Consider the following 23152-nt stretch of genomic DNA (forward strand, 5'->3'; position numbering starts at 1 on the left):
TCTGGCCAGTGCCTTAGTCATGGTCGCCTGCGCTAGGCTGCCACTTTTGTCTTGTGGGGGCTTGGCATGAGTCAGATTGATATAGGCGCTTTTTTACAGCACCAGCCATTGTTTCAGCAGCTGTCACCAGCGCAGCGTGCAGCTTTGGTTCCTGGTACGCATGAGGTACGTGGTCAGAAAGGACAGGTCATTTTCCAAAAGGGTGACCCTTGCGATGGCATGTATGTGGTGGTGTTCGGTAAAGTCAAGCTGGCATTGACCGCACAAAATGGCAGTGAAAAGGTGATGGAAATATTGCATCCTGGGCAGAGTTTTGCTGAGGCAGTGATGTTTCTCAACCGGCCTTGCCCGGTTATGGCACAGTTTCTGGAAGATGGGCTCCTACTGCACGTCAGTGCAGAAGTAATCTTTGGTGCTATTGCCAGTGACCCAGGTTTTGCTCAGCGTATGCTAGCCGGTCTATCGCTGCGTTTGCACAGCATGGTGCGTGATGTAGAGCGCTATTCGGTGGAAAACTCATTGCAAAGAGTGATCAGTTACCTTTTACAAGAGGGTCAGCCAGCATGTAATGGTAGGGTGGTGCACTTGCCTGTAAACAAGAACCTGATTGCGTCACGTCTAAATTTGACCCCGGAAACTTTCTCGCGGGTCCTGCATCAACTGGTTGAGTCGGTATTGGTAGAGGTTCGTGGACGTGACATTGTCCTTATGGATGTAGAAGGTATGCAGCAGCTGGTGTCTTGATGGCTGCTGCATCCCGGCTAGCTGTTTCGTAATGAAAAGTGCTCAAAGCGTGTTTTAGTCTCGGACAGTAAGGCTAGGTCTGGCCAGCCAGGGGGAGCGGCCCCTACTGGTGGTATTTGATCCGGTGCTGGGCGCAGCAGTTGCCAGGCGTAGTGGCGTACACCGTGTGTGGAGAGCCAAGCCGCCATCTGCTGCAGCGTTTGTCGGCTATGCCAGTGTGGATGAATGCTACTACGGCACTCAAATGTCACATTGCTGGACAGTAGTAGTGACAGGCTGTTCTGCACATGCTCGCCGCTGCCGGTCACGCCGGTCAGCGCCGCGTAATGTGACGGTAGCGTTTTGATATCTAATCCTACCCAGTCTAGCAGAGGCAAGGCCTTGGCCAATCTGTGTGGATAGCTGCCGCTAGTATGTAGGCCTGTTGCAAATCCCATCGCGCGAACTTGTTGCAAGAGCAGTGGCAGGGAGGGTTCCTGTAGTGGCTCTCCGCCTGAAAATACTACGCCATCTAGTAAACCGCACCGATTTGCCAACCAGGAAATAAAACGAGGCCAGTCCGTTTGCCCATTTTTCCTACGCAGCAAATGAGGATTGTGGCAATAACCACAGCGCCATGGGCATCCGGCCAGAAATACTACCGCACATAGCCGTCCCGGCCAGTCGCAGGCCGAAAACGGCTGCCAGCCACCCAGCCGCGCGCTAGTGGCGTCCTGGTTCGTCAAAGTGACGGCGTTCATAGAATTCGCCTTGTTTACCGGTGTTGAACGATGCCACTGGGCGGTGGTAGCCCATTACTCGGGTCCAGATTTCACAGCGAGTGCGCTCGCTGTCGTCCAGTAGCGGGCGTGTATCGGTGGTAGGTTGAGTCATGCGATAGCTCCTTCAGTGTTGGCCGCAGCGGTGGTCTTGCGCGCCAGAAGTTCGGCATCGCAGCGCGGGCAGAACTCGTGGCGGCCAGACAGATAGCCGTGTTGCGGGCAGATGGAAAATGTGGGAGTGATAGTGATGTAGGGCAAACGGAAGTTTTCCAGCGCCCGGCGCACCAGCTGGCGGCAGGCGTCGGCGCTGGACACCGCCTCGGTCATGTACAGGTGCAGCACGGTGCCGCCGGTATAGCGCGATTGCAGTGCCTCCTGGTGCGCCAGCGCGGCGAACGGGTCGTCGGTGTGGCCGACCGGCAGCTGGCTGGAGTTGGTGTAGTACGGCTTGTTGGCGCTGCCAGCCTGCAGGATGCCGGGGTAGCGCTTGCGGTCTTCGCGGGCAAAGCGGTAGGTGGTGCCCTCGGCCGGCGTGGCTTCCAGGTTGTACAGATGGCCGGTGTCGTGCTGGATGGCCACGATGCGCTGGCGGATATGATCCAGGTAGCGGCAAGCAAAGGCGTGCCCGCTGTTGCTGCTGATGTCGTCTTGCCCGGCGCTGAAGTTGCGGATCATCTCGTTGATGCCGTTTACCCCCAGCGTGGAAAAGTGGTTTCGCAGGCTGCCCAGGTAATGCTTGGTGTACGGATACAGCCCGGCATCGATGTGCTGTTGCACCACGCCGCGGCGCGCTTCCAGCACCTCGCTGCCCAGCGCCAGCAGGCGGTCGGTGGCGGCAAGCAGCGCGGCTTCGTCGCCGGCGTGCAGGTAACCTAGTCGTGCGCAGTTGACGGTAACCACGCCAACTGAGCCGGTTTGTTCGGCACTGCCGAACAGGCCGTTGCCGCGCTTGGCCAGTTCGCGCAGATCCAGTTGCAGGCGGCAGCACATGCTGCGCACCATGTGCGGCTGCAGGTCGGAGTTGACGAAGTTCTGGAAGTAGGGCAGGCCGTACTTGGCGGTCATGGCAAACAGCAACTCGGTGTTGGCGCCGTACCAGTCGAAATCGCGGGTGATGTTGTAGGTGGGGATGGGGAAGGTAAACGCGCGGCCACGGGCATCGCCCGCCAACATCACCTCGATGAAGGCGCGGTTGATCATTGCCATCTCGTCGGCACAGTCGCCGTAGCGGAACGGCATTTCTTCGCCACCGATCACCGGAATCTGCTCGCGCAGGTCGTCGGGGCACACCCAGTCGAACGTGAGGTTAGTGAACGGTGTTTGCGTCCCCCAGCGGCTGGGTACGTTCAGGTTGTATACCAGCTCCTGCAGGCATTGCCGCACTTGGAGGTAGTCAAGCTCATCCCTGCGTATGAACGGTGCTAGATAGGTATCGAACGAGCTGAATGCCTGGGCGCCGGCCCACTCGTTCTGCAGCGTGCCCAGAAAGTTCACGATCTGGCCGCAGGCACTGGAAAGGTGACGTGGTGGGGCCGACTCTACTTTGCCACCGACGCCGGAAAACCCCAGCTGCAGTAGCGTACGTAGCGACCAGCCGGCGCAGTAGCCGGACAGCATGTCCAGGTCGTGGATATGCAGGTCCCCGTGGCGGTGGGCCTGCGCTGCGTCGGCGCTGAACACGGCGTTCAGCCAGTATTCGGCGCTGAGCTTGCCTGCCATGTTAAGGATCATACCGCCCAGGCTGTAGCCTTGGTTGGCGTTGGCCTGAACCCGCCAGTCGGCACGGCTCAGGTATTCCCGCACGGTGCTCACAGCGTCCACGTGGCCGGCGGTGAGGGGTTTTGAATGCATTTCGCATGGCTCCTGATGTAATTAAGTGCAATATATAGTTAAATTTTTCTTTTAAATTACTAGATGTTGTTTTCTTGATCGTTATCAAGCGTGCTAGCGCCGCAGGGCGGGCTCCCCGAAAGTCTTGATATGGGGCAAGGCTGCGCCGCCATCGCGCCGCGTAAGGTCGCCCCGTCTTGAACGGAGGGTTACACCATGCAGCTACCAGAGCTGGTCTGTCCGGCCGGCAACCTGCCCGCCCTGAAGGCCGCCGTGGATCACGGCGCCGACTGCGTTTATCTGGGCTTGAACAACGACACCAACGCCCGCCATTTCGCCGGGCTCAACTTTGATGCCGCCAGCGCCCGCGAAGGCCTGCGCTACGCTCGCCAGCGCGGGGTGAAGGTGCTGCTGGCCATCAATACCTTTGCCCAGGCCGGCGAAGAAGCCCGCTGGCGCGCGGCGGTTGACGAGGCGGCAGCACTGGCGGTGGACGCGGTGATCCTGGCCGATTTCGGCTTGCTCGATTACGCCAGCCAGCGCCACCCGCAGCTGCGCCTGCATCTGTCGGTGCAAGGCTCGGCCAGCAATTACGAAGCCATCAACCTGGCGCAGCGTATGTTTGGCGTGCAGCGGGCGGTGTTGCCGCGCGTACTCAGCCTGGAGCAGGTGGCGCAGGTGATAGCTGGCACTACGGTGGAAATCGAGGTGTTCGGTTTTGGCAGCCTGTGCGTGATGGCGGAAGGGCGTTGCCATCTGTCCAGCTACGCCACCGGCGAATCGCCCAATACCCACGGTGTATGTTCGCCAGCCCGTCACGTGCGCTGGTTGCCACACGCCAACGGTACCGAGGCACGTCTGAACGGGGTGCTGATCGACGATTTTGCCCACGACGAGCCGCGTGGCTACCCCACGCTGTGCAAGGGGCGCTTTCACGTGGGCGACAGCCTGGGCTACGCGCTGGAAGAGCCTACCAGCCTCAACGTGCTGCCTTTGTTGCCAAGGCTAATCGACATGGGCGTAGCGGCCATCAAGGTAGAAGGGCGGCAACGCAGCCCAGCCTACGTGGCGCAGGTAACGCGCACGCTGCGCCAGGCGCTGGACGAGGCACGCCGGTCTGGCTGGCAGCCGCCAGCCGCGCTGATGCAGCAACTGGGCCGGGTTTCCGAAGGACAACAAGTGACACTGGGGGCGTACAGCAGACCATGGAAGTAAGCCGACATACCGCATTACCACTACAGCTGGCCATCGGCCCCTTGCTGTATTTCTGGCCGCGCGACGAAGTGATGCGCTTTTATGCTGACGCGGCAGAGTGGCCTGTGGACCGCATTTATCTGGGTGAGGTGGTGTGCTCGCGCCGCCAGCAATTGAAGGTAGACGACTGGCTGGGTCTGGCGGCGGATCTGCAGGCTGCTGGTAAAGAAGCCGTGCTGTCCAGTCAGGGTTTGCTTGAGAGTGAATCTGACCTCAAGCGCCTGCGCCGCCTGATCGATGGGGCTGGTGTGCTGGTAGAGGCCAACGATACCGGCGCTGTCGGCATGCTGCAGCAGCGTGGCCTGCCATTTGTGGCTGGCCCACACCTCAACATCTATAACGCCGCTACCTTGGCACTGTACCAGCGCTGGGGAGCACAGCGCTGGGTGCCGCCGCTAGAAATGCCGGCACAGCGAGTGCAGGCTATTACTCATGCCTTGCCGCAGCTCGATACCGAAGTGTTTGCATGGGGGCGGATGCCGCTGGCGTTTTCATCGCGCTGTTTTACCGCGCGGCATGAAGGACTCCATAAAGACAGCTGCGAGTTTCGTTGTTTGGCGCATCCGGACGGGATGCCATTGCTCACCCGCGAGCAGCAGGGCTTCCTGCAAATTAATGGTACCCAGACACAGTCGGCCGCCTGCCACAGTCTGCTTGATGAGCTGGATGCCTTGCCTTCGTCGGGTGTGAATGCTATTCGCCTCAGCCCGCATAGCCAGCACTTTGCTGAGGTGGTCCAATGGGCAGCCGCCTGTTTGCGTGGCGAACCGGCTGGCATGCCGCTAGCTGGTCTGGCACCCGCACTGCTGGTCAATGGCTTCTGGCATCGACAGCCCGGTATGCAATTTCACGGAGTGCGCCATGACTGCTATTGACCCCCGTTTCGGTAAGTTGGCCGCACGCTTGTTGCGCGCTTGTCCTGATGCAGCTGCAAGCCAGTTGCTGGCACAGGCATTGAACCTCATGGGTTGGCGCGGTCTGATTCCATTGGATGACCCTATGCTGCAACAGCGCACGTTCCTTGTTGGTGTACGTGATGCAGGCCTAGTGCTATCACTAAGGCACGATGGCAGTACCTTTCGTGCCTGCCCGCGGCTTGCAGCCCCTGACTTTTTCTTGCACGCTGACTTGGCCGATCACTTGGCCCTGCTATGGCGGCAGGAAGATCCGGATACGCTATTTTTCCAGCGCCGTATCGACATCGGCGGCGATACCGAGCTGGGTTTGTGGGTGAAAAATGTGTTAGACAGCATTGATTGGCGATCACAGCTAAAGTTGTATTAATGCGATCAAGCGATACATGCGTTCAAGACAATTCAACGGGCTAGGCCTGCTGCACATGACGGGCTGGGACTTGATGCCAAAGATCAAACAGACTTGGGCCCAAGCCCTTGGCATCCAGTTGTTTCAGGACTCTGAGCTGGTTACTGGTGGGCAGCTAGTAGTGGATTGCCGTTCACATTCAGACTAAAGTATGGCAGGAAGGAGGCGTGCGCTTTCCTCGTCGATTTAGCAGGATGATACGGTCGGCACCGCCGAATTTCTGACCGTCAACAGTCATCCAGAGCGAACCCTGTAACCGGATAGTCTTGTCGTTAGCGTTCATACTTTGCCTCTGTTTATTGCTAACTTTTTGACATAATCAGGTATTGGTCCTGGCGCTTGCATGTTGGGACCTAATTGGTTTTCTGATGGCAAGATGCTGTTACTTGGCGGTCCAGATATCCGTCGCGCAGCTCGACGACATGGTCACCAAAGGTTTGTACGTCCAGCGGGTCATGGGTAATCAGCACCATGGGTATTTGTAATAGCTGCTGTAAATCGCTCAGTTCCCGACGCATGGTATTGCGCAGTGATGGATCGAGTGCTGCGAATGGTTCATCCAGTAACAGTGCCTGCGGTTCGGCAACGATTGTCCGAGCCAGGGCGACACGCTGCCGCTGCCCTCCGGACAGATCATCCGGCAGCTGGTGTGCCATGGCGGCTAAGCCGAAGGTGCGTACCCAGTATTCCACCTTATCGTGTCGATCTCGTGCTCGCGGGTTAAGCCAACCATGACTCAAGCCGAAAGCAATGTTCTGACGCACATTGAGGTGAGGAAATAGCGCATAGTCCTGGAATAGATAACCGACACGCCGCGCTTGCGGAGCCAAGTTCAAACTGGCCGAGTGGTCAAAAAACGTTTGGCCATTGATACGGATATGACCGCGCTCCGGGGTAAGCAGTCCAGCAATCGCCTTCAGAGTCAGGCTCTTCCCGGCGCCGGATGGGCCGTAGATCACATTGCGCTGGCTGCCAGACTGTAATTGCACGTTCAGCGTAAAACTACGCGTGCCTGCGTGCAAGGTCTTGTAGATATCGATATCAAGCTGCATTGCCTGCCTTACTCAATGCCGAACAATGCGCCCAGGCGCAAGATAGCCGGCAGTCAACAGTACCGCTATGCAAACGGCGGAGATGATGTACACAAGGATGTTGGCCAGATCGTCCTGCCCGGCCTGCACCGCCTCGTATACCGCGACGGACAGGGTCTGGGTCTTGCCGGGAATACTGCCAGCCACCATGAGCGTGGCGCCGAACTCGCCCAGCGCCCTGGCGAAGGCGAGTAGCAGCCCGGCCAGGATGCCGCGCCACGCTAGTGGCAGAGTCACCCGGAAAAAGACGGCGACATTGCTGATCCCCAATACCTTGGCGGCTTGCTCCAGCTGACCATCCACAGACTCGAATGCCGCTCGCGCCGGCTTGAATACCAAGGGAAAGATAACTGTGGAGGCCGCGATGACCGCGCCTTGCCAAGTAAAGATCAGGTTAATGCCGAACACATCGAACAACCATGCGCCAAAAGGGCTGCGACGACCGAGCAGAACCAGCAGGTAATAGCCCAATACGGTGGGTGGCAGCACCATGGGCAGGGTTAGCAGCGTGTCTAGCACATTACGCCCCGGAAACTTACCCCTGGCCAACACAAATCCTGCTGTCACACCCAGTACTGTTGTGGCAGTAGTGGCCAGCCCAGCCACTTTCAACGACAAGGCCAAGGCAACCCAGACCGATTCCATGATTGTGCTACTCCCGGGTCAGGGTTTCAGAAAACCGTACTTGCCAAGAATGGTTTGGCCGGCGGGAGACAGGACGTATTCGATGAAGCTCTTGGCTTCCTTTGCATTGCTACTGCTGGTGCTCGCAGCAATCGGGTAACTGATTGCTGAATTGAGCGGCACGGTAAACGCTACTTTCACCTTGTCCGGCATCACCGCTGCGTCTGTTGCGTACACGAAGCCAGCCTCAACCTCGCCTCGTGCTACATAGTCCAAGGATTGGCGAACATTCTGTGTATTGATAGCCTTGGCCCGGATCACTGACCACAGGTTGGCAGTTTCTAGTGCAGCTTGGGTATAGCGGCCAACTGGCACACTGGCAGGTTTTCCAATAGCGACTTTGTCTATTCGAGATTGGGACAGGTCTCTGAGACGCTTGATCGCCAGTTTGCTGTCGAATGGCACAATAAGCACTAAGGCGTTACGTACAAAGTTATGCCGGCTGTTTGCAACGATCAGGCCCTGCTTGAAGGCCTGATCCATTGTTTCCTGATCAGCGGAGGCAAAGACATCCACTGGTGCTCCTTTGGCTATCTGCTGCAGCAGGGCTCCCGAAGCGCCGACGTTCAATAGGACCTTGGTGCCCGGGTGTTGCCCCTCAAATGACTGCGCCAGATCTTTGAAGGCATTGGTCAGACTAGCTGCAGCTGAAACAGTCACATTGCCTGCAGCAGCAAGGTTGCTGAGTATGAGCAGTATGGCGCTCGCAATTGAATTCAGAGTGGGCTTCATGACGTCTCCATTCATGATCATTTTTTCGCAATATAGCCAGGTACATAACGGTGCTCAATACTCCTTACGGCCTAGTCTGCGCTTCGGCAGCTGGGGTTATGAGGTAAGAATGTGACGGCTTAGATATAGACCTCGATCCTAAATTTTTTCACCCACATATCACCTCCATGTCAGCAGGGTGATGATGCCCTGGATTCGCCCCCTCAAACCCCAGCCTAGCTTGGGGTTTTTCTATGGAGTCTGTGATATGTCTCATCTTGTCGAAACCATGGCTTACGTCGGTGCTACCCCTTGGCATGGCCTGGGTAACCAGCTCACCGAACAACAGCCGATTGATGTCTGGCTGCACGAAGCAGGTATGAACTGGACGATCGAGCAAAGCGATGTGCTGTTCAATGTCTCGCAGGACGGCATGCATATCCGCATGCACCGCGATGCGAAGGTGCTGTATCGCTCCGATACTTTGGCACCGTTGTCTGTCGTTTCCCCGCGTTACAAAGTAGTCCAGCCACATGAAGTCCTGCACTTCTATAACGACCTGGTGCATGCCGGGGGCTTTGAGCTGGAAACAGCTGGCGTATTGAAGGGGGGTAAGAAGCTGTGGGCGTTGGCCAAGACCGGTCAGGAAACGTTGGTCCGTAGTGGTGACCGTGTGAAAGCCTACCTATTACTAGCGACCAGTTGCGACGGCACGCTGTGCACCACGGCGCAATTCACGTCTGTCCGAGTGGTATGCAATAACACGCTGCAGATTGCTGTGGGGGATAACCTGGGTGCAGTAAAGGTACCGCACTCGACCGTGTTCGACCCTCTGGCGGTGAAGGATGCCCTAGGTCTGGGGCTGAGCGATTGGGATGTGTTCATGCGCAATATCAAAGCGCTGAGTCAACGGCCCATCTCGCCCGAAGAAGCCCAGCAGTACTTTGCCGATGTGCTGGATGAGCCAATGCCGGTAGAAGACGCCACACCTTCCAAAGCGATGCAGCAGCTCCATGCTTTATATAGTGGGGCAGGGATGGGCTCGATGCTAACCGGTACCCGTGGCACCGCTTGGGGGCTGGTGAATGCCGTGACCGAATATGTGGACCACCACCGTCGGGCACGTAGCAGCGACTACCGTTTGGACTCGGCCTGGTTTGGCCAGGGGGCTACGCTGAAACAACGCGCAATGCATAAGTCATTGATTTTATTGGATTGAATCGCGTCTTCGCTTAACGCTGTCTCTTTCTCTCGTTATCTGCCCTGCAGTGCTCGCCACTGCGGGCGCTGCTGTGGCCAAGGAGTGCTTTATGACTGCTCTGGCTCATTTCCCTAAAACCCTGCGTATCCAGCAACTGAACGACGCCCTGCGTACCCAGTTTGTCGGTGGTCAGGTGCTGCTCACTGCCGGCTTTCAAACCCTACCTGGTGAACAGCAAGCCGCCTTGTTGCTCGCTATTCGCCACTTCAACGACTTCACCCCCGACAATGATCCCTACGGCGAACACGATTTCGTCGCGGTCGAGGTCGATGGTGTGAAGGTGTTCTGCAAGATCGACTACTACGACCCTACGCTGCAGCAGCACTCGGCGGATGCGGCCAACCCTGTGCTGACCCACCGCGTGATGACGGTGATGTTGGCCGCAGAGTACTAAACCCTTTTACTCAAACCGATAGCCCGGACTGGCACTGCCAGCCTGGGCTTTATGCTTTTGGAGGTTTCTATGCGTGAACGCTACGGCCAGGCCAAGCGCCTGGCATCCACCCTCAATCTGCCGCGTGAACAATGGCTGCAGCTGCGCCAGCTGGGCATTGGTTCGTCCGATGCGGCAGCTGCCGTTGGGCTGTCTCCTTATAAGAGTGCACTGTCGCTGTGGCTGGAAAAAACCGGTCGCAAACCGGCAGAAGACCTGTCCGATAAAGCCCCAGTGTTCTGGGGCACCATGCTGGAGCCGGTACTCGCCACCGTGTACGCCGAGCAAACCGGGCGCAAGGTACGGCGGGTGAATGCGGTACTGCAAAGCCCGCAGCACCAGCACATGCTGGCCAACCTGGACCGCGAAGTACGTTGCGGGCGTGATGGTAACGGCATCCTGGAAATCAAGACCGCCAGCTGCCACAGTGCGCCGCAGTGGGAAGAGGGCATTCCTGTTGCTTACCAGTGCCAGGTCCTGCACCAGTTGGCTGTTACCGGATTGGACTGGGCCGACGTGGCCGTACTGATCGGTGGCCAAGACTTCCGCATCTATCGCATTGAACGCGACGACGACAAGATCCTGGACCTGTGCGAACGCGAGGATGGCTTCTGGCAACAGGTCACCCAAGACCAGCAGCCATCGCCCGATGGCTCGGACGACGCGGGTAGGGCACTGAGCTGGATGTTCCCCCGCGACCAAGGCATTACCCTGGACCTGTCCGAATCCATGGAAGCCAACAGCCTGTTTGGCACCTTGCTTGCTCTGCGTGCCAAGCAAGACGACCTCAGTCTGCTGGAAGCCCAAACCCGTCAGCAGCTGCAAAACATCCTCGGCACCGCCAGTGCCGCCGTGTTTGCCGACGGCAAAGTCAGCTGGAAGAAAACCAAAGACCGTACCAGCCCAGACCTGGACAAACTCAGCGCCGATTACCCCGACCTGCTGCCGCAATACAGCAAAACCGTCGAAGGGAGCCGGCGCTTTCTCATTCACACCGCAAGGAGCGCAGCATGATCAAAGGCCTCGCCATCACCCCGCCCGTGATCGGGCGCATCAGCATTGGCAAGCTGGTACAAAAGAACGACAAGTGGCTGCCAGAGAAAGACGACAGCTTCACCCTTACCACCCAGGTACAAAACCGCGACGGCTGGTTGCTGCATCCGTTGCACCAACCGTTGGCCGACCAAGCCAATAACGGCAAGATTCGGGCCATTCCGGTACGTACCCTGTTCAACAGCAGCGAGCTCAACCTGCGTGCTGAATATTGCGCCTTCGACCGCGCCACCGGCCGCCCGCTGTGCGTGGGCAACGGTGAAAGCGCCAAGCTGTACCGCAAAGAAGGCCCCGAAGACGTGAAATGCACCGGGCCAGACCGCTGTATGTACGCCAAAGAAGTAGGCTGCAAGCTCTATGGCCGGCTAAATGTGCAGGTAGACGGGCAACAGGACGCGCTCGGTACCTTCATCTTTCGTACCACCGGCTACAACTCGGTACGCACCTTGGCCGCTAGGCTGCGTTACTTCGAAGCCTTGAGCGGCGGACTTACCCACTACCTGCCGCTGATGTTACGCCTGCGTGCCAAATCCACCACCCAGTCGTATCGCACCCCCGTCTACTACGTGGATCTGACACTGCGCGAAGGTGTGGAGCTGGCCGACGCCATCTCACAAGCCCGGGCCGAAGCGGAGGCCGCGATGGAAGCAGGGGTCAACATCGAGCAATTCGAACAAACCGCGCTGCAGCTATTGGGTACTGGCCTGTTTGAAGAAACGGAAGAAGAGCTGCCACAGGTGATGGAAGAGTTCTACCCGGTAGAAAGCCCACCGCCAGAAGGGAATACACCCCCAGACAGCAAACCTGTGCGGCTCACCGCCAGGCTGGGTAAGCAGACGGCCAAGTCCGCTTAATCACTGCTGTAGTCGGGCACTGAGCTGTTCTACTACCGAGATCACTATGGTGCGATCGGTTGTCGATAGCGGGGACAGGAGACGGGCCAGGTGTTGAGCCTGGCCGTCCGCGTGGCTGGACACTTCGGAGAGTAAAGCCGCGACATCACATTCCAGTATCACGGCAATTTCGACCAAGCGAGCGACAGTGGGCATAACGATCCCGCGCTCCATACGCGATACCGCTTCATTGCCAATGCCGAGCTGTTCCGCCAGTTGCTCCTGCGTTAGTCCTTTGCTCAGACGGTGGCGAGTGATGGCCTTGCCAATCACCTTCGCTAGTTGATCCAGGTCGATAGTTGTCATCACGCTCTCCAGTTCAACCTGAATAGTCGTAACTCAACCCATTGACATGAAGTGCCTGCCGGGTTGAAACTCAACCTATTGAGTTGATAAGCGACGTTTAAAGTTAGCGCCGTGCCAAGAGTTGCACCTTGGCCTGCGCTTTCTTCCATCAAGGAACCCTCATGAAAACCAAAGTACGCACCTTCACGGTGCTGTGTCTGTGCGCAATGGCGTTAGCCGGTTGTGGCGACAAAATCATGGATTTCCGTAATGCCGAGATAGCAAGCGGGAAGATGTACCGCCAGGGTGCAGATGAGCCTTTCAGTGGCAAGGTCACCAACGTGCCACTAGAGCGCCTGATCGATCGCCATGCAGGCTACTTCAAGGTGATGCCGATTGCTTTTGTGGGGACCGGCACCCCAGCACCAGGGCTCGTGTTCCAGGGGCTACAGGTGTATTCCAGCGGTTTGTTTGCACTGTGTGATGCTGACTTTACTGATGGCCAGATGGATGGGGCTATGTCATGCCGTAAGGAAAAGACCAACGAGAAATTGCTGGATGTCCAGTTTGATAAAGGCATGCTTAGTGGCCCTTTCACCTTCTACACCAACCAAGCCTCGGCCAGTATCACGTTCAAGCAAGGCATGCCAGAGGGCGTGTTGACGGTCAAGCTTAGCAAGACAGACAAGCCTGTTCATACCTACACGTTCCAAGGCGGCAAGCTGAATGGCCGCGAGGAGGTGCTGAATGAAGAGACGGGTGCGGTGACCAGCTATGCCAACTATGAGAATGGCTTGCTGGAAGGGGAAGTCGCGAGGTTTACGCCTGATGGTAAACAGATGATCTACCTGGCGACCATGGTGAATAACCTGCAGGACGGCCCAGAGAAGTTCTTCTACCCCTCCGGCAAGTTAATGAAGGCCGGTCAGTGGGTGAAAGGGATGCCTCAAGGCCGCTTCCAGCTCTATGACGAGCAGGGGAATGTCACCCAGGAAGAAATGTGGAAAGACGGCGTAAAGCAAAATCTGAACACCAGTACGCCTGAGTCGTGCCTTGAGGAGAAGATCAATGCATTCCACGCTGAGAACGGTGATGAGCAACCCATCATGAATGACGTGATGACGGAGTGGCAAGGCGAATGCGGTCTGCCTGCTACCGGTTACAACTAGCCCCAAACGGTTATCTAGGAATGCATATGAAAACCAACGTTAGAGCTGTCACGGTGCTGTGTCTGTGTACGATCGCGCTCAATATCAGCCATGCCAACTTGCTGGATTTCCGCCACGCTGACATTGCCAATGGCAAGGTATACCGCCAGGGTGCCAATGCGCCGTTCAGCGGGAAAGTGACCAATATGCCGCTGGAACGCTTGATCAACAATCAAGGCGGCTACTTCAAGGTGATGCCCATCATTTTTTCGGGGACGGGTACCCCCGCACCAGGCATTCTGCTGCAGGGCTTGATGGCGTATTCAAATGGCCTGTTGGCTATCTGTGATGCTGACTTTACTGATGGGCAGATGGATGGCTCGGTCCAGTGCCGTAAAGAAAAAACGGGTGAGCGGCTCCTCAAGATGCAGTTCAAACGAGGGATGCTCAATGGCCCGTTCAACTTCTACGGCAACGTCGCGACAGCCAATGTGAATTTCCAGCAAGGTCACGCGCAGGGTCAGATGACTATACGCATGGTGAAGTCCGGCAAGCTGATCCACACCTTCCAGCTACAGAATGGCCTACTGCACGGGCGTGAGGCTGTACTGAATGAGCAAACGGGGGCAGTGACCAGCTACGCCAACTATGTCAACGGCTCGATGGAAGGGCAGATCGTCAGATTGACCCCCGATGGAAAGCAGATCATTTACCAGGGCACCATGGCCAATAACCAGCAGCATGGCCCAGAGAAGTTCTTCTACCCCTCCGGTCAGTTAATGAAAACCGGCCAGTGGGAGAAAGGTGTACCCGAGGGACTCTTCCAGTACTACGACGAACAGGGCAAGTCGACCAAGCAAGAGCTATGGAAGTATGGCGTGAAGCACGATCCTGTCGTCTATGCGAAGGGTCAGTGTGTGCGAGAAAAAATAGAAGCATTCGAGGAGACCAATCGTGACCCGGACATGATACGTCACGAAATGAGAAGGCTGCAGGACCTGTGCTACGGGCCAAGCCCCGTCGAGGAATAACAGCGAGTAAACAAGATTTCTAAACCATCAAAGCCACCTTCGGGTGGCTTTTTGTATTTGTGAGAGGACGCATAATGCAAGAACCAGACTTCCAGCCAGACCAAGCCCTGGCGCAATTCAAGCAACTTATCGACCGCGCAGAGCTGCAGCTCACCAGCCAGCAGCGCCAGCAGATCCTAGGCGTGGTGAACCAGGTACTGAACTACCACGCCGTAGTAGGCGTGATGGGCAAGACCGGTGCTGGCAAATCCTCGCTGTGCAACAGCCTATTTGGTGCCACGGTTACCGAGGTAAGCGATGTGGGCGCATGCACACGCCACCCTAACGAAATCTCTCTGGTAGCCAAAGGCGATCGTGGCCTATCGCTGATCGACATGCCCGGGGTAGGGGAAAGCACACAACGGGATGTGGACTACAAGCAGCTGTACCAAGAGTGGCTGCCCAAGCTGGACTGCATCCTGTGGCTAATCAAAGCTGACGATCGGGCACTGAGCGTAGATGAAACCTTCTATCGCGATGTGGTGTTGCCAGCCTTGGCCGACAAACCCATCCCCATCCTGTTTGTGCTGAGCCAGGCCGATAAAGTCGAACCCTGCCGCGAATGGAATTGGCAGTTCCAGACGCCAGGCTTCATGCAAGCGGCCAACATTCGCGCCAAAGAAGCGCTGATCTGCCAGCTGTTCAACCTCAGCCCGAAAAGTGTCTGCAGCATCTCGGCAGAAGAGAACTACGGCCTACCCGGCTTGCTAGAAAAACTGGTCTTAGCCCTGCCCGCACAAAAAAAGTGGGCCATGGCCCGTGAAGCGAAAGCAGAATGGGTCAGTGCGGCGACGAAACAAGAAGCGCAAGACGGGTTGTGGTCAGTCGTGGTCGGCACGGTCAAGGAGGTGGCCAAAGAAGCCTGCGACTACGTGGTAGACCGCATCACCACCTTGGCCAGCCGTGTGTTTGGCTGGCTGTGGTAAGCCAAGCGAAGGAACGACGATGAAGATCCTGAGAATCCGCGACGTGATGGCCATGATCGGCTTGGCTAGATCGACCATCTACAAGTACATCGCAGAGGGCCACTTCCCCAAGCAGATCCGTCTGGGTCGAAGGGCCGTGGGGTGGCTGCTATCTGACATCGAACGTTGGCTGCGAATGAAAGTGGCAGAGCGGTGATGTGCAAGCACCATGTCCCATCCGCTTCAAGGCGGGTGGGGCGTGGTATTTCTTTGCTATTGGTAGGCTGATTTAGAGCTGTCTGCTGCTCGGCCATAGCAGTCAATCCACAATAAAAGCAATACAGGCTGCTTTGTGATGGAAAGCAGGCATGTAGGTGGAGCTCTGATGGTCTCGAAAATCCAGACCTGACACAACGCTTGTGACAAGCCGGCCGCTCTACCAAGTCTTGATAAAGGTCATTCTCATGGCATCGCTTCTTCCATAAAAATGCCTCCATTCCCTATCGTTTCATTTCCGCTGCCATGCGTTATATATCAGATTATATATCGATCCATTACATGAACCATGGCAACGATCTACCTAGACAAGGAACATACAAAATGAACTGTTCAACGTACCTAGCAGCTGGCTTACTGTGTTTTTCCGGCATGGCTCAAGCTGATGTCACACTGTTCGCCGCCGGTAGCCTTCGGGGCGCCATGACAGAAATATCGACAGCCTTTACCGATCAAACAGGTATCGTCGTCAAAGGGGAGTATGGTCCTTCGGGCCTGCTGCGAGCCAGGATTGAAAAAGGCGAGCAAGTGGACCTTTTTACCTCGGCAGATATGAATCACCCGCGTAAGTTGGTCGAATCGGGGAAGACTCCCAACGTGGTACGCTTTGTCGGTAACCGCTTGTGTGCAATGGCAAAACCAGAGGTTGGGCTGACATCCGGAAACTTGTTGGATAAGGCGCTTTCACCTGAGATCAAGCTTGGCACTTCTACTCCAATTGCAGATCCTTCCGGGGATTACACTTGGAAAGTCTTTGACAAGGCCGAAGCACTCAGTGCTGGAGCTGGAAAGGCTTTGAAAGCCAAGGCATTGCAACTTGTTGGTGGCCCACAATCGGAAGCCATTCCTGCGGGGCGGAGTGCTGTTCCGTACATGTTCGCCACAGGGAAAGCCGATATGTTTCTTGCTTATTGCACGACAGGCCAGGCGGCCAGCAAGGAAGGCGTAAAACTGGATGTCGTGAATCTACCCCCTGCATTGGCGCAGAGTGCGGATTACGGTATGGCCGTTATCGGGAAAGATGCAGCAACGGCCCAGCTCGCCCTGTTCATTCTGTCAGAACAAGGACAGGTCATTCTTGCAAAGTGGGGGTTCGAGACACCAGGTAATCGCTGAGCAGCCGCTCTAGACATGCTTTCGATTGATAGCTGCCAACACCGGTGTTGGCAGCTATCAACCATGAATGCAGAACGTGATACCGAAGCAATGAATACTGGCTTCAGCTAAATCCTGCTGTTTTGAAAGTAACTTAAGCTGGTACAGCGATTACCACGCTCGATGCCTTGAAAATGGCCGAGGCAGTTTTACCAGCGGCTAACTCTAGGCTATTGCAGCTGTCATTGGTCACAATAGCTGCGACACTTCCGCCACCAGGCAAATCAATAACAATCTCCGTATTGACGGCACCTGGCTGTACCCGAGCGATAACGCCGCTCAATTTGTTGCGGGCGGAAAAGCGTGCACCTTCCTCGTCGGTAACGACGATAATGGAAGAAGACTTGATCAGCGCGAAAGCCTCCGCACCCGGTTTCAGCCCCAGACTCTCGGTGCTTTCATGCGTAACAATGGCGACGATGGCTTGGCCACTGGCAGTTTGAAGTTCGATCTCATCATTCACCGCGCCAACTTTGACCGAAGTCACTTTGCCGAGGAACTGATTACGTGCACTGGTTTTCATTGCCATTCTCCTGATTAACAAGTAGTCATCGGCCAGGCCCTCTGCCTGCTGCGCCAACTGACTAACAAAAGTTTGATGTTCACGCAGGATGGACTGGAAGTTCGCCACCAATTGCACTCCGCGTTGTGTCAGCCGAGTTCCTCCCCCGCCCTTGCCGCCGGTGAGCCTTTCCACCAATGGCTCACCAGCCAGGTTGTTCATCGTGTCGATGGCATCCCAGGCGGTTTTGTAGCTCATCCGTGCCGCCTTGGCGGCCTGTGTAATGGAGCCGCACTCGGCAATTTTGGCTAGCAGGGTTATCCGGTCGGTACCGCCGAAATTCTGACCATCAACGGTCATCCATAGCGAGCCCTGCAATTGGATTGACTTATCAGTAGCGTCCATACTTTCGCCTCTGCGCGTGGTCAATTCGGGAAGCATATCAGGAAATGGTCACAGTGCTGGCACCCCGGAGGGCGTAGTGCAACTAGGCCTTTTGACTTACCTAGCTCGGAGAACAGGAAACGCTTCCACTTCAAGTTGGCCGCATTACCTTGATACAACGGCAAGAAACACGTGGCCAGCAACTCATCCACCTCCTCCCGGCCACTCAGCCCCATGTCTTGCCACAAGTGGCGATTACCAAAGCTTGCGGCAGCAATGACTCGCGCCAACCATTCTCCGAGCTTGCTATCAGTTGACACGGAGCGTTGGGTGCAGAGCATATTGACCAGGTCAGTAAAATCGACCGGTGTGGTCAGCAGAAAATGAGCGTACTGCGTATCCGGCAGCGGCTCAAGGCCGCTTGCCAGCTCGGGAAATATCTCGGCAAGCATGCCAAGCAGCTGTTCCTGGGATAGTCCCAGCGTCCAGGTAAACAGCGGCAGATTACCGTCTTGAGCACCACGCAACACGGCTGCCAGACTGCGCCGCAACAGCTGTGCGATGCGATCTTCTGGCACAGGGTAATTACTTAGCGAATGGATGTGTCTTTGCATGCAGGAGCCTCGCAGGCTTTCTGGAGACAAGACGCCTGTACCTGGTGATCCAGCTCGCCGTCACGCAGCTCGACAATATGGTCACCAAAGGTTTGTACGTCCTGCGGATCATGGGTAATCAGCACCATGGGGATTTGCAGCAACTGCTGTAAGTCACTTAGCTCCCGGCGCATGGTGTCGCGTAGTGAGGGATCGAGTGCCGCGAATGGTTCATCCAGTAGCAGCGCCTGTGGTTCGGCAACAATTGCTCTGGCCAAGGCGACACGCTGCCGCTGTCCACCGGACAGGTCATCCGGCAACTGGTGCGCCATTGCCTCAAGGCCAAAGGTGCGAATCCAGTACTCCACCTTGTCATGCCGCTCCCGCACTCGCGGATTAAACCAGCGGTGACTCAGACCGAATGCAATGTTCTGACGCACGTTGAGGTGGGGGAAGAGCGCGTAGTCCTGGAACAGGTAGCCAACCCGACGCGCTTGCGGCACCAGGTCCACACCGGCCTCACGGTCAAAAACTGTGTGGCCATTGAGCCGGATATGGCCACGTTCCGGTGTGAGTAGCCCGGCAATAGCCTTCAAGGTCAGGCTCTTCCCGGCACCGGACGGTCCATAAATCACGTTGCGCTGGCGGCTAGACTGTAGCTGCACGTTCAGTGTGAAACTACGTTTGCCAGCACGTAAGGTTTTGTAGATATCGATATCAAGCTGCATTGTCTGCCTCACTCAACGCCGAACAATGCGCCCAGGCGCAAGATAGCCCGCAGTCAATAGTACTGCTATGCAAACGGCAGAGATGATGTACACAAGCATGTTGGCCAGATCATCTTGCCCGGCCTGCACCGCTTCGTAGACTGCTACGGACAGGGTTTGCGTCTTGCCAGGAATACTGCCGGCCACCATGAGCGTGGCGCCAAACTCGCCCAGCGCCCTGGCAAAGGCGAGCAGTACCCCGGCCAGGATGCCACGCCATGCCAATGGCAGAGTCACCCGAAAAAAGACGGCGATATTGCTGATCCCCAGTACCTTAGCGGCTTGCTCCAGCTGTCCATCCACAGACTCGAAAGCCGCCCGTGCCGGCTTGAACACCAAGGGAAAGGCAACCGTCGAAGCGGCGATGACAGCGCCTTGCCAAGTGAAGATCAGGTTAATGCCGAACACATCGAGCAACCATGCGCCAAAAGGGCTGCGTCGCCCCAGCAGAACCAGCAGGTAGTACCCCAGTACGGTAGGAGGAAGCACCATGGGCAAGGTCAGCAGGGTATCCAGCACATTACGCCCGGGGAACTTGCCCCTGGCCAAGACAAACCCTGCCGCCACACCCAGTACAGTTGTGGCGGCAGTGGCCAGCCCGGCCACTTTCAACGACAAGGCCAAGGCGACCCATACCGATTCCATGCGTGGGCTACTCTCTAAGTCAGGGCTTCAAGAAACCGTACTTGCCAAGAATGGTCTGCCCGGCAGGAGACAGTACATAGTCGATGAAGCTCTTGGCTTCCTTGGCATTGCTGCTGGTGCTCGCCGCGATCGGGTAACTGATCACCTCGTTGAGCGGTACGGTAAAAGCCACTTTCACCTTGTCCGGCATCACCGCCGCGTCGGTAGCGTACACGAAGCCAGCCTCGACCTCGCCACGTGCTACGTAGTCCAGAGACTGACGCACGTTCTGGGTATTGATGGCCTTGGCACTGATTGCCGGCCAGAGTTTGGCTGCCTCCAGAGCCGCTTGTGTATAGCGGCCAACCGGAACACTGGCAGGGTTGCCAATGGCGACCTTGACCACACCTGACTGGGTCAGATCCTTGAGGCTCTTGATGGCCAGCTTGCTGTCAGACGGCACAGTCAGCACCAAGGAGTTGCGCACAAAGTCATGCCGACTGTTTGCAACGATCAAGCCCTGTTTAACGGCTTGGTCCATTGTTTCCTGATCTGCCGAGGCAAAGACATCCACCGGTGCCCCCTTGGCCATCTGCTGAAGCAGGGCACCCGAGGCACCAAAGTTCAAAAGAATCTTGGTGCCGGGATGCTGCGCCTCGAATGACTGCGCTACATCCTTGAAGGCATTAGTCAGGCTTGCTGCAGCCGAAACGGTGACATCGCCTGCGGCAGCAAAGTGGCTGACCATCAGTAGTGCTGCACTTGCGATTACTTTTAAAGTGGACTTCATGACATCTCCTTGGTGGTCAACTTTCATCGCAATATAACCAGATATATAACGCTGCTCAATACTCCTTACGGCCTAGTGCATGCACGGGACAGCGAGTTCTTGGCATTCAGCGTGGCCAGCTCAGCCACGGCAGATACGCTGGAGGAGATGCCATCAGCCTGCAGTCGCAGGCAGTCTAGCGAGGCTTCAAATGCCACCACCAATCGGGGCGTGGCATGTCCGCATTTCTGTGTAAACCGGCAGTTACTTAGCACTTTGCTGACTGGCCGCTTTGGCCGAACTCAAGCTCTTCCCGCCATGCAGTTCATGACAGCCAATACTCAGATTCCTTCTAACAGAAAAGGAGTCTGACATGGACACTGCGCAAAAACGTGAAGCCTGGAACAAGGGCAAGATGATTGGCCAAAAGCCACCACTCAAGCCAAAAGATATCTGGGCTATCCGGATCCATCTGCAGAACAAGCATGCAGTACGTGACCTAGCAATGTTCAACTTGGCCATCGATAGCAAACTTCGTGGATGTGATCTTGTAAGTTTACGGGTACGTGATGTGACACATGGAACCCAGATTCTGCCCCGTGCGATTGTCATTCAACGCAAGACTCAACGGCCGGTGCAGTTTGAACTGACAGAGCCAACAAGACTGGCGGTGTATGCATGGCTAGAGAAAGCACACTTGCGAAGCGATCAGTATCTGTTTCCTAGTCGGTTAGCAGACTCTCCACACCTATCGACTCGCCAATATGCACGGATTGTGCATAGGTGGGTCTCGACAGCAGGTCTGGACTCATCCATCTATGGCACACACTCATTACGTCGGACCAAGGCAACACTGATCTACAAAAAGACCAAAAATCTGCGTGCTGTACAAATCTTACTTGGTCACACCAAGCTGGAGAGCACCGTTCGGTATCTGGGTATCGAGGTCGATGATGCTTTGGAAATTTCAGAGCAGATTGAAATCTAGTTAACCACAAGGAAGTTGGCAGCGAACGGTCGCTGCCAACAGTACCCTAATCGGCCAAAGCGGAAGTCCACATGGCAAAGCTCGGATGGCTTCTTTCGTGAGGCAACCCGGCGAAGTATCTAGGAAAGCAGGGCGATTCATACCTTAGATATGCTTCTTTCCGTACCCCTTGCATTTGGCAATTGTGCCCTTATGTCATGTAAAAGAAAGCATTCAGGGGATGCAATGACCGACGAAAAAATCAGACCCAACATCCAGCAACGAATCACTACTGCCCAATGGGTTCTTGAGCGTCACTTGGCGTGGATTGCAGCAGCCGAGATCAAAGTCAGTGTGATTGTGACGATAGATACTGCGCTATTGGGCGGGCTTGCCGCCGCCTTTGGTACGTCAGAAAGTGTCGCGAGAACCGCTTGGGCTTATCATTTCATACTTACTGCTTCTGGAGCTGTGGTGCTTGGATTGCTCTGTGCTGCCATGGCAGTTCTCCCTAGAACCAATGGTCCAAAGAACTCGCTACTCTTTTTTGGCCCAATCGCAGCTCAAAACGTGACGAGCTACTGCGCAGAGTTTAAGGATGCAACCGACGAACAGCTACTTACAGACTGGACTGAGCAGATTCACCGGAACGCACAGATAGCGCGAGACAAGTATGTATGGGTGAGAAGAAGTATGGTCTGGTCGTTCTTCGCGGTTGTCCCGTGGATTGCTGCGATCGGTCTACTGGTCAAGTTTTAAGGGGAGAGGATGGCGCTCAAGGATGACTTGTACTCTGAGGTGAGTCAGATATTCAAAGAGCCATGGACCGTAGAGAAAACTCAAGGCGTGCCCGATCCAGATCAACTTCGACTGTACAACCATGCCAAAGATCTTGAGAGAGCAACTGTGCTATACGCGGATCTTAACGGCTCGACGAGCATGGTAGACAATCATGATTGGCATTTCAGCGCAGAAGTGTATAAAGCTTATCTGCGGTGCGCCGCCCGTATCATTGCTGCAGAGGGTGGTATTGTCACTGCCTATGATGGTGACCGCATCATGGCGGTGTTCACTGGTAACATAAAGAATACTAGTGCAGTACGTGCAGCGATGAAGATCAACCATGCTGTGGTCAAAATTATTCGTCCGGCGATTAGAGCGCAGTATCCCAACAAGATTTTTGAATTGAACCATGTCGTCGGTGTGGACACTAGCCAGCTTCGAGCTGCCCGAATCGGGGTGCGTGGGTACAACGACCTTGTTTGGATCGGTCGGGCAGCAAACTACGCAGCTAAGCTCACGACTCTGCCAGGGAAATCACTTTGGATTACCAAGGCAGTTTATGAGGCGATGAACGAAGATGTGAAGTACTCAAGCGACAGGAAAGCTATGTGGGAGAGACGTTCCTGGTCTGCTATGAACAACCTGGACATCTACTGTTCCGATTGGCTATACAGCGTTTGATAACTGCGGGTCTTTCCCGCTCCTCGTTGGAACGAGCTCAAACAGCTTTCACCGTTGCATAACGTTGCACAGGACGAGGGGCATACTTATCAAAGTGGATTTAGCCTATCGCCGCTAACGCCATGATCTTCGGGTAGGCAATGACGGTAAAGCAGTTGAATAGCGTCATACCCACTTGCTGTTCCGCTACTTGTCGATCGGACAT

General features: G+C 56.0%; 28 protein-coding genes. 16 read left to right on the plus strand and 12 right to left on the minus strand.

Translation table 11 applies throughout. The annotated features are described in order from the left end of the window. The first annotated feature begins 66 nt into the window (after nt 1-66). Complete coding sequence (locus tag LCH97_RS16235) at nt 67-744, plus strand: Crp/Fnr family transcriptional regulator (protein WP_017507128.1); 678 nt, start codon at nt 67-69, stop codon at nt 742-744. 17 nt (nt 745-761) lie between these two features. Here the strand turns inward: LCH97_RS16235 and LCH97_RS16240 are convergent, their stop codons facing one another. The 3 genes from LCH97_RS16240 to LCH97_RS16245 are packed head-to-tail and all read right to left on the minus strand — an operon-like array spanning nt 762 to nt 3356. Further along, nucleotides 762-1484, minus strand: a complete 723-nt coding sequence (locus LCH97_RS16240) for an anaerobic ribonucleoside-triphosphate reductase activating protein (RefSeq protein WP_227302563.1) — start codon at nt 1482-1484, stop codon at nt 762-764. Further along, a complete protein-coding gene (nrdD, locus tag LCH97_RS18745) occupies nt 1447-1617 on the minus strand; it encodes an anaerobic ribonucleoside-triphosphate reductase (protein WP_147683191.1) in 171 nt (56 codons plus the stop codon). The genes LCH97_RS16240 and nrdD overlap by 38 nt, the downstream gene beginning before the upstream one ends. Further along, on the minus strand, nt 1614-3356 hold the full coding sequence (locus LCH97_RS16245; protein WP_017507129.1) for a ribonucleoside triphosphate reductase: 1743 nt from the start codon (nt 3354-3356) through the stop codon (nt 1614-1616). Before LCH97_RS16245 ends, nrdD begins: the two co-directional genes overlap by 4 nt. Before the next feature lie 195 nt (nt 3357-3551). On the opposite strand from LCH97_RS16245, the gene LCH97_RS16250 reads away from it, so the two are divergent. The 3 genes from LCH97_RS16250 to LCH97_RS16260 are packed head-to-tail and all read left to right on the plus strand — an operon-like array spanning nt 3552 to nt 5873. Next, nucleotides 3552-4550, plus strand: coding sequence for a peptidase U32 family protein (locus LCH97_RS16250; protein WP_017507130.1), 999 nt, complete (start codon nt 3552-3554; stop codon nt 4548-4550). Further along, the gene (locus LCH97_RS16255; protein ID WP_017507131.1) at nt 4541-5464 is read left to right on the plus strand and encodes a U32 family peptidase; all 924 of its coding nucleotides are present in this window, start codon (nt 4541-4543) and stop codon (nt 5462-5464) included. Before LCH97_RS16250 ends, LCH97_RS16255 begins: the two co-directional genes overlap by 10 nt. Further along, on the plus strand, nt 5451-5873 hold the full coding sequence (locus LCH97_RS16260) for an SCP2 domain-containing protein (protein WP_370630707.1): 423 nt from the start codon (nt 5451-5453) through the stop codon (nt 5871-5873). The genes LCH97_RS16255 and LCH97_RS16260 overlap by 14 nt, the downstream gene beginning before the upstream one ends. A 392-nt stretch (nt 5874-6265) precedes the next feature. On the opposite strand, the gene LCH97_RS16265 is transcribed toward LCH97_RS16260, so the two are convergent. From LCH97_RS16265 to modA (LCH97_RS16275), 3 genes are read right to left on the minus strand one after another with little or no spacing between them, the layout of a single operon-like run. Further along, nucleotides 6266-6964: an ABC transporter ATP-binding protein gene (locus tag LCH97_RS16265; RefSeq protein WP_017507134.1), complete on the minus strand. Its 699-nt coding sequence runs from the start codon at nt 6962-6964 to the stop codon at nt 6266-6268. Nucleotides 6965-6976: 12 nt separating this feature from the next. After that, nucleotides 6977-7648 (minus strand): molybdate ABC transporter permease subunit, encoded by a 672-nt coding sequence (gene modB, locus LCH97_RS16270; protein ID WP_017507135.1) that lies wholly within the window; start codon nt 7646-7648, stop codon nt 6977-6979. An 18-nt stretch (nt 7649-7666) separates the two neighbouring features. Beyond that, entirely contained in the window at nt 7667-8419 is a 753-nt protein-coding gene (modA, locus tag LCH97_RS16275) for a molybdate ABC transporter substrate-binding protein (protein WP_026107649.1), read from the minus strand. 247 nt (nt 8420-8666) lie between these two features. Here modA (LCH97_RS16275) and LCH97_RS16280 point away from each other — a divergent pair, with 247 nt between their 5' ends. From LCH97_RS16280 to LCH97_RS16295, 4 genes are all read left to right on the plus strand, one after another. Continuing rightward, the gene (locus LCH97_RS16280) at nt 8667-9617 is read left to right on the plus strand and encodes a DUF932 domain-containing protein (RefSeq protein ID WP_227302564.1); all 951 of its coding nucleotides are present in this window, start codon (nt 8667-8669) and stop codon (nt 9615-9617) included. Nucleotides 9618-9708: 91 nt separating this feature from the next. After that, nucleotides 9709-10053: a DUF3768 domain-containing protein gene (locus tag LCH97_RS16285; RefSeq protein ID WP_227302565.1), complete on the plus strand. Its 345-nt coding sequence runs from the start codon at nt 9709-9711 to the stop codon at nt 10051-10053. Nucleotides 10054-10122: 69 nt separating this feature from the next. Continuing rightward, nucleotides 10123-11106 carry a YqaJ viral recombinase family protein gene (locus LCH97_RS16290; RefSeq protein WP_227302566.1) on the plus strand — a complete coding sequence of 328 codons (984 nt, stop codon included), beginning with the start codon at nt 10123-10125 and terminating at the stop codon, nt 11104-11106. Then, nucleotides 11103-11999, plus strand: a complete 897-nt coding sequence (locus LCH97_RS16295; protein WP_227302567.1) for a hypothetical protein — start codon at nt 11103-11105, stop codon at nt 11997-11999. The genes LCH97_RS16290 and LCH97_RS16295 overlap by 4 nt, the downstream gene beginning before the upstream one ends. Here the strand turns inward: LCH97_RS16295 and LCH97_RS16300 are convergent, their stop codons facing one another. Beyond that, nucleotides 12000-12344, minus strand: a complete 345-nt coding sequence (locus LCH97_RS16300) for a helix-turn-helix domain-containing protein (RefSeq protein WP_227302568.1) — start codon at nt 12342-12344, stop codon at nt 12000-12002. It lies immediately after the preceding gene. A gap of 161 nt (nt 12345-12505) precedes the next feature. Between LCH97_RS16300 and LCH97_RS16305 the strand changes: the two genes are divergently transcribed. The 5 genes from LCH97_RS16305 to LCH97_RS16325 all read left to right on the plus strand — a co-directional run bounded on the left by LCH97_RS16305 (nt 12506) and on the right by LCH97_RS16325 (nt 16838). Next, entirely contained in the window at nt 12506-13492 is a 987-nt protein-coding gene (locus LCH97_RS16305; protein WP_227302569.1) for a toxin-antitoxin system YwqK family antitoxin, read from the plus strand. 26 nt (nt 13493-13518) lie between these two features. Beyond that, on the plus strand, nt 13519-14502 hold the full coding sequence (locus LCH97_RS16310; protein WP_227302570.1) for a toxin-antitoxin system YwqK family antitoxin: 984 nt from the start codon (nt 13519-13521) through the stop codon (nt 14500-14502). A gap of 74 nt (nt 14503-14576) precedes the next feature. Beyond that, complete coding sequence (locus LCH97_RS16315) at nt 14577-15467, plus strand: GTPase family protein (RefSeq protein WP_227302571.1); 891 nt, start codon at nt 14577-14579, stop codon at nt 15465-15467. Nucleotides 15468-15486: 19 nt separating this feature from the next. Continuing rightward, nucleotides 15487-15663, plus strand: a complete 177-nt coding sequence (locus LCH97_RS16320; protein ID WP_227302572.1) for an AlpA family transcriptional regulator — start codon at nt 15487-15489, stop codon at nt 15661-15663. A 383-nt stretch (nt 15664-16046) separates the two neighbouring features. Beyond that, nucleotides 16047-16838 carry a molybdate ABC transporter substrate-binding protein gene (locus tag LCH97_RS16325; protein ID WP_227302573.1) on the plus strand — a complete coding sequence of 264 codons (792 nt, stop codon included), beginning with the start codon at nt 16047-16049 and terminating at the stop codon, nt 16836-16838. A 133-nt stretch (nt 16839-16971) separates the two neighbouring features. On the opposite strand, the gene LCH97_RS16330 is transcribed toward LCH97_RS16325, so the two are convergent. The 5 genes from LCH97_RS16330 to modA (LCH97_RS16350) are packed head-to-tail and all read right to left on the minus strand — an operon-like array spanning nt 16972 to nt 20537. Beyond that, nucleotides 16972-17784: a TOBE domain-containing protein gene (locus tag LCH97_RS16330; protein ID WP_227302574.1), complete on the minus strand. Its 813-nt coding sequence runs from the start codon at nt 17782-17784 to the stop codon at nt 16972-16974. 20 nt (nt 17785-17804) lie between these two features. Then, entirely contained in the window at nt 17805-18377 is a 573-nt protein-coding gene (locus LCH97_RS16335; RefSeq protein ID WP_227302575.1) for a nitrogen fixation protein NifQ, read from the minus strand. Beyond that, nucleotides 18353-19084, minus strand: coding sequence for an ABC transporter ATP-binding protein (locus LCH97_RS16340; RefSeq protein WP_227302576.1), 732 nt, complete (start codon nt 19082-19084; stop codon nt 18353-18355). The genes LCH97_RS16335 and LCH97_RS16340 overlap by 25 nt, the downstream gene beginning before the upstream one ends. A 12-nt stretch (nt 19085-19096) precedes the next feature. Then, nucleotides 19097-19768: a molybdate ABC transporter permease subunit gene (gene modB, locus LCH97_RS16345; RefSeq protein WP_227302577.1), complete on the minus strand. Its 672-nt coding sequence runs from the start codon at nt 19766-19768 to the stop codon at nt 19097-19099. Nucleotides 19769-19787: 19 nt separating this feature from the next. After that, entirely contained in the window at nt 19788-20537 is a 750-nt protein-coding gene (gene modA, locus LCH97_RS16350) for a molybdate ABC transporter substrate-binding protein (protein ID WP_227302578.1), read from the minus strand. A gap of 352 nt (nt 20538-20889) precedes the next feature. On the opposite strand from modA (LCH97_RS16350), the gene LCH97_RS16355 reads away from it, so the two are divergent. The 3 genes from LCH97_RS16355 (at nt 20890) to LCH97_RS16365 (ending at nt 22947) form a co-directional block, all read left to right on the plus strand. Continuing rightward, nucleotides 20890-21504, plus strand: coding sequence for a tyrosine-type recombinase/integrase (locus LCH97_RS16355; RefSeq protein WP_227302579.1), 615 nt, complete (start codon nt 20890-20892; stop codon nt 21502-21504). A 225-nt stretch (nt 21505-21729) separates the two neighbouring features. Next, nucleotides 21730-22242, plus strand: a complete 513-nt coding sequence (locus LCH97_RS16360; protein WP_227302580.1) for a Pycsar system effector family protein — start codon at nt 21730-21732, stop codon at nt 22240-22242. A 9-nt stretch (nt 22243-22251) separates the two neighbouring features. After that, nucleotides 22252-22947, plus strand: coding sequence for an adenylate/guanylate cyclase domain-containing protein (locus LCH97_RS16365; RefSeq protein WP_227302581.1), 696 nt, complete (start codon nt 22252-22254; stop codon nt 22945-22947). Nucleotides 22948-23152 lie beyond the last annotated feature (205 nt).

The organism is Vogesella sp. XCS3, assembly GCF_020616155.1.
Classification (GTDB): Bacteria; Pseudomonadota; Gammaproteobacteria; order Burkholderiales; family Chromobacteriaceae; genus Vogesella.